Source organism: Sphingomonas naphthae, from assembly GCF_028607085.1.
Taxonomy (GTDB): domain Bacteria; phylum Pseudomonadota; class Alphaproteobacteria; order Sphingomonadales; family Sphingomonadaceae; genus Sphingomonas_Q; species Sphingomonas_Q naphthae.
In genome coordinates, this window is sequence record NZ_CP117411.1 from 281483 (window position 1) to 298622 (window position 17140).

The 17140-nt window shown below is 65.9% G+C and carries 18 protein-coding genes; 3 read left to right on the forward strand and 15 right to left on the reverse strand.

Features of this window, described 5'->3' with window-relative positions; genetic code table 11:
• Positions 1 to 4: 4 nt before the first annotated feature.
• Positions 5 to 4396, reverse strand: coding sequence for a type IV pilus assembly protein FimV (locus tag PQ455_RS01420; protein WP_273688551.1), 4392 nt, complete (start codon positions 4394 to 4396; stop codon positions 5 to 7).
• Between the two features lie 44 nt (positions 4397 to 4440).
• Here PQ455_RS01420 and PQ455_RS01425 point away from each other — a divergent pair, with 44 nt between their 5' ends.
• The 3 genes from PQ455_RS01425 to PQ455_RS01435 all read left to right on the forward strand — a co-directional run bounded on the left by PQ455_RS01425 (position 4441) and on the right by PQ455_RS01435 (position 5750).
• Positions 4441 to 4773, forward strand: a complete 333-nt coding sequence (locus PQ455_RS01425; protein WP_273688553.1) for a hypothetical protein — start codon at positions 4441 to 4443, stop codon at positions 4771 to 4773.
• 65 nt (positions 4774 to 4838) lie between these two features.
• Positions 4839 to 5309, forward strand: a complete 471-nt coding sequence (locus PQ455_RS01430) for a hypothetical protein (protein ID WP_273688555.1) — start codon at positions 4839 to 4841, stop codon at positions 5307 to 5309.
• Between the two features lie 54 nt (positions 5310 to 5363).
• A complete protein-coding gene (locus tag PQ455_RS01435) occupies positions 5364 to 5750 on the forward strand; it encodes a hypothetical protein (RefSeq protein WP_273688557.1) in 387 nt (128 codons plus the stop codon).
• Between the two features lie 132 nt (positions 5751 to 5882).
• Here the strand turns inward: PQ455_RS01435 and PQ455_RS01440 are convergent, their stop codons facing one another.
• The 14 genes from PQ455_RS01440 to PQ455_RS01505 form a co-directional block, all read right to left on the reverse strand.
• Positions 5883 to 6338, reverse strand: a complete 456-nt coding sequence (locus PQ455_RS01440) for a DUF6950 family protein (protein ID WP_273688559.1) — start codon at positions 6336 to 6338, stop codon at positions 5883 to 5885.
• Positions 6335 to 6970, reverse strand: a complete 636-nt coding sequence (locus PQ455_RS01445; protein ID WP_273688561.1) for a hypothetical protein — start codon at positions 6968 to 6970, stop codon at positions 6335 to 6337. The genes PQ455_RS01440 and PQ455_RS01445 overlap by 4 nt, the downstream gene beginning before the upstream one ends.
• The gene (locus PQ455_RS01450) at positions 6970 to 7569 is read right to left on the reverse strand and encodes a hypothetical protein (RefSeq protein WP_273688563.1); all 600 of its coding nucleotides are present in this window, start codon (positions 7567 to 7569) and stop codon (positions 6970 to 6972) included. Before PQ455_RS01450 ends, PQ455_RS01445 begins: the two co-directional genes overlap by 1 nt.
• Positions 7566 to 10109, reverse strand: a complete 2544-nt coding sequence (locus tag PQ455_RS01455; RefSeq protein ID WP_273688565.1) for a coiled-coil domain-containing protein — start codon at positions 10107 to 10109, stop codon at positions 7566 to 7568. The genes PQ455_RS01450 and PQ455_RS01455 overlap by 4 nt, the downstream gene beginning before the upstream one ends.
• Positions 10109 to 10237, reverse strand: coding sequence for a hypothetical protein (locus tag PQ455_RS01460; RefSeq protein WP_273688567.1), 129 nt, complete (start codon positions 10235 to 10237; stop codon positions 10109 to 10111). The genes PQ455_RS01455 and PQ455_RS01460 overlap by 1 nt, the downstream gene beginning before the upstream one ends.
• Before the next feature lie 68 nt (positions 10238 to 10305).
• The gene (locus PQ455_RS01465; protein ID WP_273688570.1) at positions 10306 to 10842 is read right to left on the reverse strand and encodes a hypothetical protein; all 537 of its coding nucleotides are present in this window, start codon (positions 10840 to 10842) and stop codon (positions 10306 to 10308) included.
• On the reverse strand, positions 10842 to 11780 hold the full coding sequence (locus tag PQ455_RS01470) for a phage tail tube protein (protein ID WP_273688572.1): 939 nt from the start codon (positions 11778 to 11780) through the stop codon (positions 10842 to 10844). Before PQ455_RS01470 ends, PQ455_RS01465 begins: the two co-directional genes overlap by 1 nt.
• A gap of 9 nt (positions 11781 to 11789) precedes the next feature.
• Entirely contained in the window at positions 11790 to 12236 is a 447-nt protein-coding gene (locus PQ455_RS01475) for a hypothetical protein (protein ID WP_273688574.1), read from the reverse strand.
• Positions 12236 to 12871, reverse strand: coding sequence for a DUF6441 family protein (locus PQ455_RS01480; protein ID WP_273688575.1), 636 nt, complete (start codon positions 12869 to 12871; stop codon positions 12236 to 12238). Before PQ455_RS01480 ends, PQ455_RS01475 begins: the two co-directional genes overlap by 1 nt.
• A gap of 65 nt (positions 12872 to 12936) precedes the next feature.
• Positions 12937 to 13236: a head-tail joining protein gene (locus PQ455_RS01485; RefSeq protein WP_273688576.1), complete on the reverse strand. Its 300-nt coding sequence runs from the start codon at positions 13234 to 13236 to the stop codon at positions 12937 to 12939.
• Positions 13237 to 13238: 2 nt separating this feature from the next.
• Positions 13239 to 13565, reverse strand: a complete 327-nt coding sequence (locus tag PQ455_RS01490) for a DUF2190 family protein (RefSeq protein ID WP_273688578.1) — start codon at positions 13563 to 13565, stop codon at positions 13239 to 13241.
• Positions 13566 to 13568: 3 nt separating this feature from the next.
• On the reverse strand, positions 13569 to 13736 hold the full coding sequence (locus tag PQ455_RS01495) for a hypothetical protein (protein WP_273688580.1): 168 nt from the start codon (positions 13734 to 13736) through the stop codon (positions 13569 to 13571).
• Between the two features lie 23 nt (positions 13737 to 13759).
• Positions 13760 to 15718 (reverse strand): prohead protease/major capsid protein fusion protein, encoded by a 1959-nt coding sequence (locus PQ455_RS01500; RefSeq protein WP_273688582.1) that lies wholly within the window; start codon positions 15716 to 15718, stop codon positions 13760 to 13762.
• Positions 15711 to 17138, reverse strand: coding sequence for a phage portal protein (locus tag PQ455_RS01505; protein WP_273688583.1), 1428 nt, complete (start codon positions 17136 to 17138; stop codon positions 15711 to 15713). Before PQ455_RS01505 ends, PQ455_RS01500 begins: the two co-directional genes overlap by 8 nt.
• Between the last annotated feature and the right edge of the window lie 2 nt (positions 17139 to 17140).

Sequence of the window (17140 nt, forward strand, 5' to 3'; positions counted from 1 at the left end):
TCTCCTATTGGATGGTGGTGGCGTTGAAGCCGAAAGCCTGAAGATCGATCGACAGCAGGGTCGCGCTGGCAGTGGCCGCAAATTCGATCTTGATCTCGCGGTCACCCGGAGCGCACTCGCGCGCATGGTACAGCGGCACGATCTGCTGATTATCGAGGGCGCCGTACTCACGGGCGTTGCCGTCGATCGTGATCCGAAACGCCCAGTCGCCCTGCGGCGCGGTGAAGCCCACGACCGCCACACTGCCCCCGATCGTTACAACGCCGCGCTTCTTGACTCCGATCGTGCGCGTCAGTGCGGTCTGCCACACCTGACGGCCCTGTCCGACGAGGCCGGCGTTCACGCGGGCGATCACCGGCACGACGGCCGAATTGTCCGTCAGCATGTCCGCTTCGATGCTGTTCGCCAGCAGCCGGCCGTAGAACATCGCGACGGGCTCGCCATCGACCAGTTCCAGGCCAAGCGCGCGAGTGAAACTGCCGTCCGCCGACTGAAGCCACAGGCCGATCGACGAACCCAGGAGCGCCAGATCGCTGGTGAAGCTACCATCCTCCAACTGCACGATCGCACGGACGCCTGCATAGACGCCGCCGACGCTGGCGATCTGCTGGAACCGCGCGGTGAGCTTGCCGGCCGCATCGGCGTAAGCGGCCTGAAGCGACACCACATCCGCCGAGAGCCCGCCAGCGGCGGCCTGAACGGCCGAGATGGCTTGCGCGTTCGCGCTGTCACCATTCGCTCGGGCGAGGGCTTCCGTCGAGACATCCGCGCGGGTCTTCGCGAGGCCCGTCGCCGGGTCGTTAACCTGGGCGGCCACAAGCGCCACGGCGGTGGCATTCGCGGAGTCGCCGTCGGCACGGGCGTTCTGTTCGGTGAAAAGATCAGCACGGGTCTTAGGCAGGCCGGTCGCAGGATCGTTTACCTGCGCGGACAGCCCTGCAATCGCCGTCGCGTTCGCACTATCGCCGTCTGCGCGGGCTGTTTCCTCCTGGGCGACGCGAGCGAGCGTCGCCGGGAGGCCTGTCGCCGGATGATTGACCTGGGCGGAAAGGCCAGAGATCGCCGTCGCATTGGCTCCATCCCCATCCGCGCGAGCAGTCTGCTCGCTGAACAGGTCCGCCCGCGTTCTGGGTAATCCGGTCGCCGGGTCGTTCACCTGGGCGGAAAGCCCGGCGATCTCCTGCGCGCGAGCTTCATTCTCGCCCGCGAAGACGCTGACCTGCTGATATAGGTCAGCGCGCGTCTTCGCGAGGCCGGTGCCTGGATCGTTGACGATCGCCGCCAGGGCCTGACGGGCGAACGCCTCAGCCTCGATCGCGGAGGCCCGCGTCCCTTCCTCCGCCACAATCCGCGCTTCGGCCGCCCCGAGCCGGCTTTCCGCCGCATCAAGGCGGCTCGTGGTAGCTTGGGTGAGCGAGGTGAGAGCCTGCTGCGCGGAGATGATCGCCGCCTCGGCCTGTCCGGTACGGGCGGCCAATGAGAGCCGGGCCGATGCCTCGGCCGAGAAGCCGGCAACGATGGTCGTGGTGAGATCAAACTGTATCTGAGCAACCTGAGCGCGGGCGGTGCGGGCGTCCTCGTCTCCCGACACGATGGCCCGGAGCGCGGCGTCCGCCGTCAGATCGTCGCCGAACGATGCCTGCCTGATGGTGGTAGACAGACCGGCGATCGAGGTTCCCGCCGAAATCTGCTGCTGCGCCAATTGCGAGATAAGCGAGGCCTGTTGTCCAAGCGCCGCGAGCGCGACCGTGATCTGCTCGGTCGTAACGCTGTCGGCGGTCACCAGTGCGCGCACCTGCTGATCCACCGATGCGAAGCCGCCCGCCATCTGCGCGGCGAGGCGCAGCCGTGAAGCGGCCTCTGCGGAGAGCCCGGCGACGATCGTGCTGGTCAGCTGAAAATGGACGTCAGCTTGCTGGGTGACGACCGACCGGGCCGACGCATCATCCGACAGAATGTCGCGAAGGAGAGTGGTATCGCTTGCGTCCCGCTCCGCGCGCAAACGGCGAATGGTCAGATCGAAGCTCGAAACATCGCCATAGCTGCCGAGGGTCGACTCGATCGCCGAAAGGGTTGTGCTGAGAGCATCGACCGTGGTCTGGTCAGCCTTCGTCGTGATCGTGCCAGCGAGCGCGTCATATTGCGTGCTGAGCGAGGTGACGACGGCCGATAGCCCGGTCAGCGTGGCCGCGTCCGCCTTCAGCGCGATCGTGGCATTGAGGCCGTCGAGCGCGATCTCCGCCGATGTCAGTCGCGCGATGATCGCGGTCAGGTCGGCCACCTGCGACGGGTCCAGTACCGCCAGCGCGATCTGTTCCTGGACGTAATTGACCGTCGCTTTCAGGTTGAGCGTGGCAGAGACCGCGTCCAGCGCCACCGTCACCTGGCTCAGTCGCTCGGCCTGCTGGTCGGTCGCGTAGAGGCGGGCCTTGCCGGTCAGCGGATCGATATAGATCCCCGCATCGCGCATCGCCGTCCGCGTCCGCTCGGCCTCCGCGATGGCGCGCAGCAAGGTGTCGGCCACGCTCGCCTCGGCGGCGGCGATCTGCCGCCCGGCGGCCTCGCGATCCAGCACCTCCACCGTGATGCGATCCGACAGGTCGGGGAGCTTCGTCTCGTTGATCGCCGAGATATCCGCCGTGAGGCCAGGCAGGCGCTCGTCGAAGATTTCATCAATGCGCCCGGTGATGTCGGGCACGGTGATGTCGATCAGATCGCCGACGGCGGCCGTGCGCTGGGCGACCAGCTCGGCCGGGACGCCAGCAACATTCGTACCTGCGGGAGCGCCGACCGTGGCGTTGTCCTCGGGCTTGGTGCCCTCATCATCCGCAATTCCCGACCAGTTCGCATCGTAGCCGGGCGTCGGCAGTGTCGTGCGATCAATTACTTGCAGGCTGGGGGTGGGCGGCGCGGTGCCGGTTTCGCCGAGGCAGAAGGCGTGCTTTGCGTAGGTCTCCGACCTGCTCGTCAGGGTCACCGCGCCCGACGTCGGGTCGAAATGACGTTTCGTCACAACGATGTCCTGCCCATCCATCCCCAATTCCGGGGAGGCGAGATGGAGGCAGTCGCCGGGTTTGTAGCCGGCCGCCTTCAGCTTCAGGGGCGTGATTATCGGGCCGAATTCACGGCTGTTAGCGATCTCGTAGGCTGCGAGTTCGGCGACCTGATCCTTGTCCTGCACAAGCTCCCAGGTCTGCGCGCGGGTGCGCGGCTTTCCGTCCTCCTCTAGATACGTGCCGACGCGCACCAATTCGCCGGGGACGAGCGACCAATCATGCTCTTCCGATCGATAGGTCGGGATGATCCCGTTGATGCGGTCGCGGCTCGCCTGCGTTCCCGTAACTGAAGCGCGACCGATGATGTCTGCCGTGGTGATAGTGGCGAGCGGGGCGCGCGGCTTGTTTACGAGGCAGGAGAGCTGGCCGCCGAGTTGCAGCGGCTCCCCGCCGCCGGCCGCCATTATCTTCTTCAGGATGTCGTATTTGCCGTCGGTGCTGTAAACCACGCCGCCGACGGTCCATTCGTTGACGTCGGCGACGTTGGCGGCGGACACCATCGCCGGCACGTCGAGGGCGGTCAGCGCCATACCGATGCCGAGGACGCGCTTGCCGTTCTGGAAGCGGCCGCGCGCCCAGGTGATCGCGTGGAGCCATGGGTTTTCGGTATAGGGCCAAGTGCTTTCGTCGGCCCACCGCACCGGCCCCACGCCACCGGGATAGGTGTCATCGAGCCGGGGATCCCACGCCCGCGCGCCCTTCAGCACCGCCAGCACCTTCGGCACCCCGGAGGGGTAGACCTTACCCTTCTCGTCATACTTCATGGTCAAAGCGAAGCCAGCGTAGCCGGTCATCTTCGATGCCGCCGACCAACCTGCGGGGTAGGGATAGAAGCCGGTGGCGTGCAGGGCGGGGTCTGTCACGGCGCCGAGCTGCGTTTGCAGCCACATGCTCCCGCTATAGGCGCCCGTCGCCACATCGCCGGCGAAGGTGACCGTGCCACCCTCGACCTGATAGGATTCGACACCTTCGATCGGCCCGCCGCCGCCCCAGACACCGAAGATGGTCTGGAAGGCGTTCGCCGGCTTGCTGCCTGCGTGATCGAAGGTCTGGCGGTGGACCGGCCAGCCGGCCACGCCGGTTCGGCCAAGGATGTAGGGGATGCCTTGGTCTTTGTTCAGGGTGAGACGGGTTTGGTCGCCGGAGGCGGAAGTTGACGGAGCCTTTCGTGTCACGGTGGCCGCGAGGCCTAGCAACCCCGCCCCCACGCTAGCGAGCGTGCCTATCGTGCTTGCAGTTGTTGCCGCAATAATCCCGAGGCCGCCGGCAGCGCCTACGCCCGTCGCGACAAGGGCGACCGCGCCGACAACGATAGCCGCCTTCGCAAAAGCGTTGCTCATAGGGGCATCTCCCTGTGATATCGCACGCTCAAAGGAGGCGGACGATGCGGACGGTATTGGGATTGATATTGGGCGCAGGGCTGTTGATCGGCGCAGGCCCAATCTCGAAGTTCGATGACCACGGGTTAAGCGCGGACTACGTCAGCCGCGCGAAGCTGGAGGATGTCGAACGGTGCCTGATGGATATGAAGGGATGGCTTATCCCTAATGTATATCGCCAGCCCGACAGGCCTGATGACGTTATGCTGATCTGGATCGGCGGAGGCCTTGCCGGTGGCATTGCAGCGGCAAGGGTCGATCTCCGTCGTGAAATCGCTGGCACGCACATCAGGTCATGGATGCCGGCGAAGCAGGTGGAGGCCTGCGCCCCTAAATAGCTGACTAGACTCGGGTTTTATCCGGGCCATTCTCCAACGAGAGACGACTCGGGGAAGCGGCGCGAATGAGGCAGGATGTGGTCACGTTCGGCGGAGCCGATGAGGGCGGCGAAATATTCAACATGCATTTCGAGCGTCCGGCGGGCGATCGGGCGAGCGGCTTAGCTACCTCGCGGATGATCAACAGCGTGGCCGCTTTCTATGGCCTGGATCTAGGCGATGATGCAGCGCGCAACGAGGTGCACGCCCTTCTGGCCTATCGCGACTATGCGAAGGCATCTGCCGAGGCGATCTTCGCCGAGATATATGGAGCCAGCCGAGTTTTCATGCTCGCCCGGTTCATTGCCGCGTTCATCGGGTCACAGGCAAACATAGCCGATGACGTCACCCGTTGGTCGAACAACCGCTGGCGGGCGGGCGCGGACCCCGACACAGCGCCTCGCGACGTCCGTCGCACCAAGCATTTTCCCGCGATTGAGGTGTTCGCGCGTTGCGCCGTCATGGATATGCGTGATGCTGGATCGAAGGCGTTCTAGATTGGGAGGCTCTATAAGATGACCGGTCTTATTAAAGAGGGGCTTTGACGACGGATGAGATCGATTGAAGCTTGGGCCGCCAGCCATCAGGACTGGATTGCGGCGTTCTCTGGTGCCGGCGCGTTCGCTGTCGCCGTCGTGTATCTTTGGGTCGAAGTCCGCTTGGTCCGCAATCGCGCGACTCCCCGGAAGCCGGTTTCCGCGAGCGAGGCCAAGAGGCGGGCGAAGCGCGAGAATGAGCGCGTGAAGCTGTCCGCGACTTTCCTGAATGGCATCGGGATCGCGGCGGTTATCGCGACGGCAGTCATCCCCATATTCAAGACGATCGGGCCGCATCCAGAGCCGGTGTCATGGAGACAGGCCTTGGCCGGAGTTGGCGTAGGTTTCTGTTTCCACCTTTTCGGTCTATGGGTGCTGAGCTTTTGGAGGAGTGAGGACTGATGGAACAGCTTCTGGCTATCGGCATCGTCGCGGCAATGGGCGGCACGCTCCTTGCGCTCTACACCCGCCTCCGCAGCGCCAAGCTTGATCGCGATCTCGGATCGTCCCGCAAAGGTTGATTCGTAGATCGACTTAAGTCTGGGCGGTTGCATAGGCTGCCGGCACTACCCGCCACGCCCTGACCCATTCCAAGGGCTGAAGAACCTCGACTTTGCCGGCGTAGTACCCCAGCACCCGGCCGTTGCCGACTTCGACGGTCAGGCAGCCAAGCCCATTGTCCGACGGCAGTTCGACCAGATCGCCGTCCACCGCAGCTGCCGGCGGGATGCACTCAAGTCCCAGGCTGTCGACAGCCTCCGCCAGCGTGGCGAAACCCCGCGCCGACAATTCCCGCTCGCCCGACCGGATCGAGGCATAGGAACCGGACGGCGGCAGCTTCACCTTGTGGCCCATCTTCCGGAGGTGAAACGCAGCCATGCGGACACAATCATTCGTGCCGAAACGCAAGGGCTTGCCCTTGAAGCGGGCGAGCGTCGCGCGCACCGCCGCGACCCGAAGCTCCATCTCGGTCAGCTTGCGGTCGGTCATGCTGCCTCGAAATTGCCTGCGGAAGCGCCGGACCCGCCGGTCGCGAGCGCGCCAGCCGGAGTGGCGACGCCCCAATAGATCGTCTTCTCGATGCCGGTGATGTTGGCAAAACCGGTTTCACCCGGCCAGATCGACTGGTGGAAGGCGTCCGACAGGCGGGCGCCCTCGTCGTCGTCCAGCAGGCGCTCCATCGCGCTCACGCAGTCGAAATCCACCTGCCGCTGGCCGCGATCGATGGTGAGCGTGGGCTGATCCAGTTCTCCAGAGAACAGTAGGTAGGGGTCCGGCACGACATTGCCGGTCGTCGGATAGACCCCGGCCAGCCAGACGTAGACCGGCGAGCCTTGGTAAGTCGGCGAGGACAGTAGGGCGGCGGCGGTGTCGCTGGGCGGAAGCAGCGAGAAGCCGAGGGCGGGGGCCTCATCGCCCGTTCCATCCGAAATGTCGTCGATCGCCTTAAGCGTGCCGAACAGCGGGTCCGCGCCGCTGAAGGTGTTGCCGTTCCAGAGCAACACCCCGCTGCCCGCGATGAGGCGAATGGTGTGATCCGGTAGCTGAACCTCGATCAGCAGCGTCACCAGCGCGCGGTCGGCGTCGAGGACCGCGTCCATCGCGGCGGTCATCGCGCTCATCAGCGAAGCTCCGTGATCGTGAAGGAGAGGCCCTGGTTGCCAGCTCGCGCGAGCGTCCACCCCTGCGCCGCACCCTCCAGTCGCCCCTCGATCGTCGGCACGTCGAAGATCAGGCTCGCGCCGTCGGCCACCGCCACTCGCAACATCGGCCAGATCGACAGCGTCGCCTTGCCATCCGACCCAACGATGACGTCACCGCCTTGGGTCGCATGGAGATACCGCATCCCCGTGCTGTCCACGACGTTGAAGAATCGGCCTTCGACGATCCGCTCGCCGGCGGTGTAGCCGCGCAGCTTCAGCGTCGTGCCGGCTTGCCCGCCGGTGTCCATCACCGGCGTGCCGGGGCTGCCCATGAGGACGCCCGGCTGCGGGAAAGGCACCCGCGCGGCCTGTCCGATAGCGGCCAACAACCGCGCCACCCAGATCCGGCCATCGGGCTCCGGTCTGAGCCGGGGCGTGGTGATCTGGATGGCGAATCGGTTGCCCATCCGATCGAGCCGGAAGAGGGACCCGCCGGCGATAGGCTCCTGCCACCCGCCGTGATCCACCGGCATCGGGGTTGCCGATTTCGGCAGCGGCGACGTGGGCATCAGGATCATCGGCGGATTGTCCGACGGGCGAGGCGAGCGCGTCGCGTCTCGGCGATCTGCGCACCGCCATAAGCTCCCCGGATCGCGGCCTGGTCGGCCATGGCCTGGATTCGAGCGTAGAGCTCTTCGGTCACGATCGCACCGCGCATATCGAAGGTCTGATAGGTCGGCGAGCCGCCACCCTGCATCAGCCGCCGGGTCTCGGCCGCGCTGGTGACGCGCGAGCCGCGCGGCAGATTGACCAGCTCCTTGCCGTTCTCGTTCAGCCACGCGAGCCCGCCGGGCGCATATTCGGTGCCACTCGCGAAAGCTGGTGCCGAAAGCTGTGCGATCTGCGCGGCCTGGTTGAAGCTGACGGAGCCAGCGCCGGTGATCGCCGATGACACGCCGGTGAGCCCTCGGCCGCCGCCGAACAGACCTGCGAGGGACGTGGCGAGCGAGGATATCGTACCCAAGCCGGACTTCCCGCCGCTGATCCAGTTCTTCAGCGGGTTGATCAGCGCCAGCTTGATCGCCTCGTCTCGAAGCTCGCGCAGCACCCCCTTGATGAGATTGCCGCCCTGGCGCCACGATGATGGATCCAGGAAGCGATCGACGAACTGGACACCTGCGTCCCGCAGCTTCTCCATCTCGGGGCTCGCGGTCTTCGCGGCCATGGTCACGGCGCTCAGCCGCGCTTCGATCGACTTCTGGAGGCCGTCGACGGCAATGCCGTCGAGTCCGCCCGCACCAAGAAGGGTGCTGCTGAGCCGGCCCCTGCTGGCCTGTCCGGCGGCTTCGAAGGACCGAAAATAATTGTCGCTGAGCGCGCGTCCGGCGGCGGCGGCATCATTCTCCGCCGCCGCATAGGCGGCTTCGGCAGCGTCCCCGGTCAAGGCCCTTGCGATGTCTGCCCGGCGCTCGGCGAGGACCGCCGCGATATTGGCGCGCCCGTCCGACATGGCGCGCTCGGCGGCGGAAAGCGGGTCTCCCTGCTCGGCGAGCCGCTTGACCGCATCGAGCAGCTGTTCATGCGCGCGGGCGGCATCTCGCGTGTCCTTCGCCAGATCACGACGCGAAGCGGAGGCGGCGCGGTCGCTGGCGATGGCGCTGTTCAGGGTCTCCTTTGCTGCGGTCAGATCCGATCGATACTGTGCAAGCGCGTCACCGCCAGCGCGAACCGCCGCCGCCTCTCGCGCCTTGACGATGCCCAGCTCCGCGCGGGCGCGGGCCGTGGCGGTGGTCGCGGTGGCAAGATCCGTTTCCCTGCCAACCAGGGAGGCGGTCGCCGAGCCGCTCTCTCGCACGGATTTCACCTCGGCGTCGCGTTGCTTGGCCGCTTCGGTCAGCAGCTGATTTAGCTTCTCTTGGGTGGGGATCGCGCCGCTGCTGTAGGACGCGCGCAGCATCCGCACCCGCTGATCGTATCGCTCCGTCGCTGCGGCGGCCTTATCCGTCGCGCGCGTCACTTCGCTCAGCGCGTCGGTGAAACCGACGTCACGCAAGGCGGTCTCCGCCATCGTGATCGCGGCTTCATTGATCCTGATCTGCCGCGCCAGAATGGCGTCGCCCACGGCGGCAGACCCGGAAGCGCCAGCATCGCCGCCGCCGCCATATCCTCCATATGCAGGCTGATTACTGTTCTGTTCGAGCGTGGCCGCCAGCACTGCGCGGACAGCTAGCGCCTCCTTCAGCTGCGCCCGAGTTGCTGCCTCCGACAGGGAAATCTGCTGCTGCTTCGTTTTGGCAAGTCGCCCAGTCGCCTCGTCCAACGAAGCGGTCGCCTTCTGAAGAGTGGCAAACGAAGAGGCTTCACCCTCCGCTGCATCACCGCCGGACAGCATGATGCTGGCGAGACCGGTCGCAAGCGTAATCGCGGCGGTGATCGCGACACCGTAGGGGCCTCCCATGAATGTCGCGAACTTGGCGAACTTGCCGGTGGAGGCCTCGGCGCCGCTCCCCATCGCTGCAATGGCGCTCAGCGCCTGTGGAGCCTGCTGTGACAACGCCCGCAGAACCGACGTGCCGCCGGTCACCTGAACGGCGAAGTCCTGAAATTGAAAGCCGACGTTCTGGATGGCCGCGCGACGCGCATTGTCGTTGGCCGCTCCCTTGACCTGCTCGGCACGGGCTTGTGTGAGCGCTTGGGTGGAGCGTCGCACAGCCTCTGCATGCTCGGCTTCGGTGATCTTGTTCAGCCGCAACAGGTTATTCGCGGTAGCGATCTCCTGATCGTAATTCGCCTGCGCGACGCGGAGCGGGTTCAGCGTGTTGAGAAGCGCCTGCGCCTGCCGCTCGGCATCCGCCAGATATCGGGTGTACGCCATCGCCGCAGCGTTCTGGTCCTGGCCGATCCGGTAGCCGCCTGTCATTGCCCCCAGCTTGGCACCGGCGGCGTCGCGCTGGTTCAAAGCGCGGTCGATATCCCGGTTCGCCTGTTCATACTGCGCCACCAGCTTGCGCGCGGCGGCCTTGCCCTCAGCATTGATGGCCTCGAAGGTGTTCTTGACCGAGGAATCGGCCTCCATCCCGAGACGAAGGGCGACGCTGCCGGCGGTGCGTGCGGCCATCACTCACCCCCTTCGTCATCAGGTTCATCCGGCTCGGCTTCAGCGCCTATCAGCACGCAGGCTTCGATATCCGGGAGCACGTCGGCGAGCAGATCGAGGTCAACCCGCCGGGCGGCGCCAACCGCCATCACCGCTCCGAAATCGAGCCCATAAGGGCCAGCGATCGACGCGCGCAGCTGTGACCCGCAGGTAGCGATTACGTCCCAGACCGCTTCGGCTTCGTCGGTGAGACACTCGTGCTGTCGGTACTCGCAGGGGTCTGCGGGGTCTGCTGCATCGTCTCGTCCTTCACATCGGCCCACACGTCCTGCGTCGCAGACGAGGTGGCAGTATCGCTCGCCGGCGTCGCCTCCGCTCCAGTGCCATCGAGCGAGCCGGCGAAGCCGTTTCCCTCCGCGTTCCGAATGAAGAACGGAGTGGTATAGACCGAGCAGGCGGCGGCGAACGCAAGCGGATCGGAGAGGAAGAGCTCGACCGCCTCCGGCGTCACGGCGACGGGGTCGCCATGGGCATTACCTACGCCCTCCCACGCCATGATGCCGCGCCGGATCAGCTCGCGCGACATTTCGTCGCTGGCCTCTTCCTTGTCTTCGGCATCCGCGTTGAGCGCGGTCAGGCATGCCTGTTGCGCGGCGCGAAAGGACTTCGGCCCGATCGGGGCGAACTGGACACGGACGCCGGGAAGGACGTCGAGCCATTCGGCCTCGGGCATCTTGGGGGGAAGGCGCAGCATCAGTACGAGGCTCCCGAGACGTCGTTGGTGAGGACGGCGGTCACCGCCGCGCCGGAAGCACCGGATGCCTGCCAGCTGAACTCGACCATGATCCCGTTCGGGCCTGGAATCGGCTTCTTGGGCTTGGGCAGGAACACACGTTGCACGTTGAAGGAGAGGCTGTGCGCGCCGATGGCCCACCCGAACGACAGCGACACCGGCGTCCCGTTGGTGGCGGCGGTGAGCAGTGTCGTATCCTTGAAACGGACGCGGATCGTGCCCGTCATCCCGACCATGCCGGGGTCGCTGTCCTCGATTCGCCCGTCCGACTTGATCGTCTCGACCTTCTCGAGCGAGTTCGAATAGGCGAAGTCGGCGGACACCACCGACCCGAGGGCGGAGCCACCCTGGCTGACCTGCCCTACCGCCTGCGGGAAGCGCGCGACGACCTTGGTCGACGGCGTCCCCGCGACCGTGGCGCTGACTATATCGGTCTCGCCGATGCAGATCAGGCTGCACGTGGCGTTGAGTTGTCCCGAACGGGACATGCCGATGCGCATCTGATTGCCTCGCGCGCCCCGATTGACGCTGAAGGCAGGCACCTCGGGCGAGCCGATCTCGATTGACATCGAGGGAAGGGTGGTCGCGCCCGACGTGAAGGTGTGCACGTAGGGACCGCTGCCGCTGATCGTCGGCGAGCCGAAATAGAGCTTCAGCCAGTACCAGAAGTTGCGGGCATCCACCGGAACGACGATGTCGCCATCGTTGGTTGCCACGTCCGGCGTCGGATCCTGCATCTCACGGCCCTGGCCGAGAAGATCGCTTTCGATCAACGGACGCTCTTCGCCGAGCGTGTGGCTGACGAACGGGATGCTGAAGAAGCCGGAACCCGGCACGGTGCCGGGCGTCGTCTCGAACGCGCCGGCCGCTTTCGCGTTGGCGCCACGGGCTCGTGCCATGTGGGTCTCCTAGAGTGGGTCGGTGGTCGAATAGATGGCGGTGAGCACCGCCTGGGCCTGCCGCGCGGACGATGCGCCGAGCGTGAAGATGTCGCCGATGGGCGGCGCATAGGCGTCGAGATGATCGACAAGGCCGCCGAGCGTGCGGTTGGCCTTGATCGCCGCCGCGATGTCGCTGAGCATGTCCGCAACGATCATCGCCGCGCTGTCGCCGCTGGAACTGTGCGGCGCCGTAATCGTCACCGGGAAGGCGTGCTCGTAATTGTAGGTGAGAGGCGAGAGGTCAATTTCGGGGTCGCCGGGGTCGCCATATTCGATCTCGACCCGGCCGCCGGGCGCCAGCCGCTCCGGCGCGACCCGATCACCATCCGCCTCGATCACATCCACATCGGAGGAGGGCAGGGCGGTACGTATCATCAGTCGAAGAGCGGCAAGGATGTCGAGCTGGCGGCTCATCAGCGGCTCCATTCGGCATCAAGAAGCTGGGGTAGGGACGCGGCCGCGCGATCAAGCGCCCCTTGCAGATCAAGTTTCTTCGGCACCTTCACCGAGGCAACGAGGGTGAACATGACGACCGACTGCGGCTGCTTGGTCGGCGACTTCGACCGGCCCTTGCCCGCTAGGGCCGCAGCGGATGCCCGGCGGAAGCTATTGGTGCGGTCGCGCTTCACGAGCCCGTCCATCACGAGATAACCGACGGCACGCCCTCTGATCTGCGATCCCTGCGCGCTAGCGCGCCAGATCGGGCGAAGGCGTTGGCCGTAGCGCGCCTCTACCTCGATCGGCGTCATGGCCCGCGCCTGCCGATCCTGGCCGCCGCTCCGCTTGCGCGGCGCATCTTCGGTGGGGATCGCCAGCAACCGCCGGCCCGCCCTCGCGACGATCGTCACGCCACGCGCGTAAGCGTCGATGATCGACGGGGCTTTGCTGAACACATATGCCGCCGGGCTCATCGTCGGTCGATTGGTCGGATAGACCTTGCCCTGCCACGTCTTGGCGAAACGCTCACTGAAGCCGGCGGCCAGAACTTGGTCGCGCAATTCCTCTTTCAGCCCAGCTTCCGCCTGCTGCATGGCCTTCATCGCGGCCATGCGGGCGCGGATTGATGTCTTCTCGATCGCTTCGGCGAAACCGGTCGCCGTGGCGCTGGCCCGGATCATGCCGCTTCGAGAGCGCAGTTCCAGGCCACACCCTCAACGTCGAGGGTGGGGTCGCCTTGGATGACATAGTCGACGCCGGCGATGGTGATCCCGTCTCCGCGCTGCGGGTTGGCTACCGACGCCCGAAGGACCTGCAGGCCGTTGCCCGCCAGAACGATGTTGCCGATGACCTCGTCGGACTGGTCGCGGATCACGCGGATCGCGACCGGCGCACCGCCTGCGGGGGTGAATACCGCCGCCACAGCAAGCGGGCTCGCAAAGAGAGCTGCTGCTGCCGTGGCGAACGGGTCGGTCATAACTAGGCGACGACGCCGAGCTTGACACGGGCAGTCGCGTCACCGGAGGCGGCGGCCTGCGTGGCGACACCGATCAGGGTATTGCCGCTGGCCGTGGTGGTGACGACGAAGTTGGTGTTGTCCCAATAAAGCTTGGCGCCTTGGGTCACCGCACCGGCCGCCTTCGGCAGATCGAACACGCCACGCGTGACGCCGGCCAGCGCCGCGCCACTGACAGCGTCCACCGACGCGACTGCGAAGATGGAGCCGACGAGGAAGGCCGCGCCAGAGGTGAGGTTGCGCGGGGCGACGAGATCGAGATTATCGCCCTGCTGAACGAAATTCTTCATGGCTTACGCCTCCTTGCCGGCCGCAGCCGGCTTCTTCGTGGTGTCCTTCTCGAGCGACCCGCTTTCTTCGAGGCGCTTGGCCTCGGCGTCGGAGACGGTCAGCGGGTTCTCGACCGGATAGCGCAGGACATCGGCGATGATCGCCGGCCTGCAGAGGTTCACTTCCTTCATGGATATGCTCCTTGCGTCGCGGCTCAGTTGCCGGGGTTCTTGTAGGCGCCGCGCCAGTCGATGGCCTTGCCGCCGAAATCATGGCGGCCCTTCCATTCGGTGCCGTCGACATCGAAGCCGGTGCGGGTGTCGAGGAAGACCTCCTCGCAGCCCGCCAGGAGCAGGGCGAGCAGGGTGGGGATCGCTGCCGGATCGGCGATGAGATACCAACTGTTGTCCGTGATGCGCGGATCGACGATGATCTGCATCCGGCCCGCGAAGGGATTCACGCCGCTGTTCGTATTCGGCACGATCTGCGCCATGAACTGCTCGGCCTCGGTCTGCTTGGCGGGGCCGACCACGAGGAACTTGGGGTAATTGCCGCCGATGTAGCGGCCACCCTCGCCCTTCTGCGTCATCATCGCCTGCCGGCCGAGCGCGAGGCTCGCCACCGTGATCGGCTGCCCGCTGGCGGCCAAATTGCCGTGCGCCGTCGAGAACAACGGATTGCCATCATAGGTGTTCGGGTTGCCGTTGAGCAGCGCGTAGATGGTGTCCGATTCCAGGTCGGCGGCGAGGCGACCCATCTCGGCCGGGACTTCGGCGAAGATACCCGCATCATCATTGATGATCGCCTGGCGCGTGATCGCGAAGATACCTCCGTAGGTGCCCAGCTTGAAGCTGTCGCCGGTATCGCGCGCGGTCAGGCGCTTGAACTCGGCGTTTTCCAGCACCGCCAGGAATGGCGAGAGGGCGGACAGGCTGACGAGCGTCGCGGGCTTGAAGTCGGGCAGCGTCTTGCGGCGCACCAGCGGCCAGAACGTCTGCTCGGCGGCGACATAGCCATCGCGCATCGACTTGTTCGCCGTGTTGGCGAGCGCCGTGCCAAAATCGCTGGTGGTGTGCGCGCCGTAGCGGGTGCCGGTCGCTTCGACGAAGAGATCGACACCGCGCAGGCCGACGCTGCTGCGACCTTGGGCTTCCAGAGCGAACCGGGCCATCTCGGAGAGGCGCATACCTCGGAAGTGTCGGGCCTCTTCCGGCGTCTCCGACGGACGCTTGCCGTGCGAGAGGATCGCCTGCTCGATCGCCGAACGGAACTTCTCGCCCGAAGCGACCGGGTTGCCGACCTTCACGCGCGTGTCGTTGTTGTCGATCGGCTTCGGGGCGGCGGTGCGCTTGGCATATTCCTCGGTCACCGCCTCGAGCAGCGACACTTCGGTGAAGGGCGTTGCGGCGTGGCGCTTGACGAGATCGAGGGCAAAGTCGGCGCCGAGCTTGTCGGCGCGGGCGATGATCGTGTCAGTGCTGACTGCGCGGACTGCCGGCGTCGGATCGGCGACGGGCGCAGGCGCGGGAGCCGGAGCGGGTTCGGCCGCCGGCTCGATCACGGGATCGGGCATGGTTTCTTTCTCCTGGGGGGCGGCGGCGCCGCGGATGATGCAGGGGTGCGTGCCGCCCTGTTCGGCGCTCCGGGCGCGCACCTGCGCGCCGGCATCGAAGGGCACGGTCACCATCGAGAGCTCTACGGGCTCCCAATCGGTGGCGAGGAGGTGCGGATAAGCGCCCTCCGTCTCCGTGCGAAGGTAGGTGAAGACGTTATATCCGACGCTCACAAAACGAATGTGGCCGTCGATGATCTTCTGAACGGTGTCGGCGACGTCGGGCGTTGTGGCGAGCCGCACGCGACACACGCCCTGCGCGCCGTTGACGCTGGCCGACGCCGGGAGGACGGATCCGAGAACGCTCCGCAGCGTGTACTGCTCGTGGCTATCAAGGAGACAGATGCCGGCGTTCATCCGGTCCAGGCGCACCGCCTGCGGCTCAACGCTCAGCTCCTCGACATAGAAAGTGCCGTCCATCCAGTCGAAGCGCGTGCCCGCCGCGCCGGTCGTCCAGCAGACTTCAATCGAATTGTCCTCAGCCCGGTATGAAGAGGGCCGCACTTCGGCGGCCCGCAACATCATTGGCGCGGGGGATGCCCGCTCTTGGAAGTCAGGCATCTTCGTCATCCTTTCGCACCGGCGCATCGGCTGCCGGAGCACCGGGCTGGGCCGGCTCGGGTAGGCCGCGCGCCTCATCTGCCTTGCGGTCAGCGGCAATCTCGTCCTGCAGTTCGTCGTAACCATAGCCCGCGGCGGTCACGATCTTGCGGCGGCTGTTCGTGCGGTTCGCAATCTCGGCCGCGTCGGCGTTCGCCTCCTTGAGCCGGTCGATCGATTCGAAAGGCGGGGGCGTCCACTCGATGGTTGCCCGCGCAATCCCGGGACCTCGCCCCGTCATATCGTGCGCCTCGCACCACCAGGACCAGATCACGTCCAGACAGCGAGGGATGAGGTGCAGATACTGCAGCCGGCCGACGAACCGCTTCTTGTTGAGCGCGCCAGCCTTGAAGCTGCTGAAATTCACGTTTGAGAGGTCGCCGGTCGCGTCCTCATAGGTCGTGCCGGCGCTACCAGCGGCCACGCGCAGGCCGCCCCACTTCATGAATTCGCCCATGCCGCCAAGCGCCTTGGGCTCTCCGAAAGCAATCGTCTCGCCGGGCCGAAGGCGGGTTAGCATCCCGGGCGCCAGGCTCTCTGTGTCGAAGTCTCCATCGGCGCCACGCTGCACGGCGCCGACATCGCCATCATCACCCTCGGCCGGCGTGATGAAGCCCGCGAAGCAAGCCTCGATGCGCTTTCGCATCGTCTCGGCCTCGAGATAACCGTCGATCTCCTCGATGGGATCAAGGATTGCCTCGAAGAAGCTACGGCCCCGCCGGCGGCCCGGCTCATCTCGGCGAAAAAGGTGAATGACGTGCTCTGCCGGGATCCGCTGCGTACCACCGAAATTGCCGGCCTCCCGGCTCGTGCGGAAATGGTACGCTACCGGGCGATGATGGCTGTCGTACTCCACGCCGTCACGGACGCGCCCGCCGAGGAAGCCCGCGCCCAAAGTGGTGTCGAGCATATCGGCATCGTTGACCTGAAGGCGCAGAGGGTTGCCGGGCGCCTTCTTGTCGATCAGGCGTATGATGAACACCTCGCCGTCGACGAGCAGCGTGCGGGCGATCAACTCTTGCAGGCCGTAGAGATCCAGGACCTCGTCGTGATCGCAAACGGCGATCCATGCCTTCCAATCAGCGACGATCCGCTTGTTCGCCTTCGGGATGCCCGTGATCCCCCAGCCGATTAGGTCATTCAGCAGCGACGACAGCATCTTCACCCCGAATGGGTTCGACACCATCAGATCGCGAATCCGCGCGCGGTCATCGCGGGAGTGGGGCTTGTCTTTGCTCCGCTCAAGCCGCCGCGCGGCGGGATCGTTTCGCGACCAGCTATCGACATACCGCTGCTGCGCCACCGCAAGGGCGCGGTCGGCATGTGCGCGCGCCCGCCGGGCGGCGGCCTGGGGGGCCACCGCCGCGAAGGCTTCACCCATCC

Bases quoted from the DNA above. Each gene is read 5' to 3' on its own strand.
- PQ455_RS01420 (WP_273688551.1), bottom strand. From the start codon at position 4,396: ATGAGCAACGCTTTTGCGAAGGCGGCTATCGTTGTCGGCGCGGTCGCC.
- PQ455_RS01425 (WP_273688553.1), top strand. From the start codon at position 4,441: ATGCGGACGGTATTGGGATTGATATTGGGCGCAGGGCTGTTGATCGGC.
- PQ455_RS01430 (WP_273688555.1), top strand. From the start codon at position 4,839: ATGAGGCAGGATGTGGTCACGTTCGGCGGAGCCGATGAGGGCGGCGAA.
- PQ455_RS01435 (WP_273688557.1), top strand. From the start codon at position 5,364: ATGAGATCGATTGAAGCTTGGGCCGCCAGCCATCAGGACTGGATTGCG.
- PQ455_RS01440 (WP_273688559.1), bottom strand. From the start codon at position 6,338: ATGACCGACCGCAAGCTGACCGAGATGGAGCTTCGGGTCGCGGCGGTG.
- PQ455_RS01445 (WP_273688561.1), bottom strand. From the start codon at position 6,970: ATGAGCGCGATGACCGCCGCGATGGACGCGGTCCTCGACGCCGACCGC.
- PQ455_RS01450 (WP_273688563.1), bottom strand. From the start codon at position 7,569: ATGATCCTGATGCCCACGTCGCCGCTGCCGAAATCGGCAACCCCGATG.
- PQ455_RS01455 (WP_273688565.1), bottom strand. From the start codon at position 10,109: ATGGCCGCACGCACCGCCGGCAGCGTCGCCCTTCGTCTCGGGATGGAG.
- PQ455_RS01460 (WP_273688567.1), bottom strand. From the start codon at position 10,237: ATGGCGGTTGGCGCCGCCCGGCGGGTTGACCTCGATCTGCTCGCCGAC.
- PQ455_RS01465 (WP_273688570.1), bottom strand. From the start codon at position 10,842: ATGCTGCGCCTTCCCCCCAAGATGCCCGAGGCCGAATGGCTCGACGTC.
- PQ455_RS01470 (WP_273688572.1), bottom strand. From the start codon at position 11,780: ATGGCACGAGCCCGTGGCGCCAACGCGAAAGCGGCCGGCGCGTTCGAG.
- PQ455_RS01475 (WP_273688574.1), bottom strand. From the start codon at position 12,236: ATGAGCCGCCAGCTCGACATCCTTGCCGCTCTTCGACTGATGATACGT.
- PQ455_RS01480 (WP_273688575.1), bottom strand. From the start codon at position 12,871: ATGGCCGCGATGAAGGCCATGCAGCAGGCGGAAGCTGGGCTGAAAGAG.
- PQ455_RS01485 (WP_273688576.1), bottom strand. From the start codon at position 13,236: ATGACCGACCCGTTCGCCACGGCAGCAGCAGCTCTCTTTGCGAGCCCG.
- PQ455_RS01490 (WP_273688578.1), bottom strand. From the start codon at position 13,565: ATGAAGAATTTCGTTCAGCAGGGCGATAATCTCGATCTCGTCGCCCCG.
- PQ455_RS01495 (WP_273688580.1), bottom strand. From the start codon at position 13,736: ATGAAGGAAGTGAACCTCTGCAGGCCGGCGATCATCGCCGATGTCCTG.
- PQ455_RS01500 (WP_273688582.1), bottom strand. From the start codon at position 15,718: ATGCCTGACTTCCAAGAGCGGGCATCCCCCGCGCCAATGATGTTGCGG.
- PQ455_RS01505 (WP_273688583.1), bottom strand. From the start codon at position 17,138: ATGGGTGAAGCCTTCGCGGCGGTGGCCCCCCAGGCCGCCGCCCGGCGG.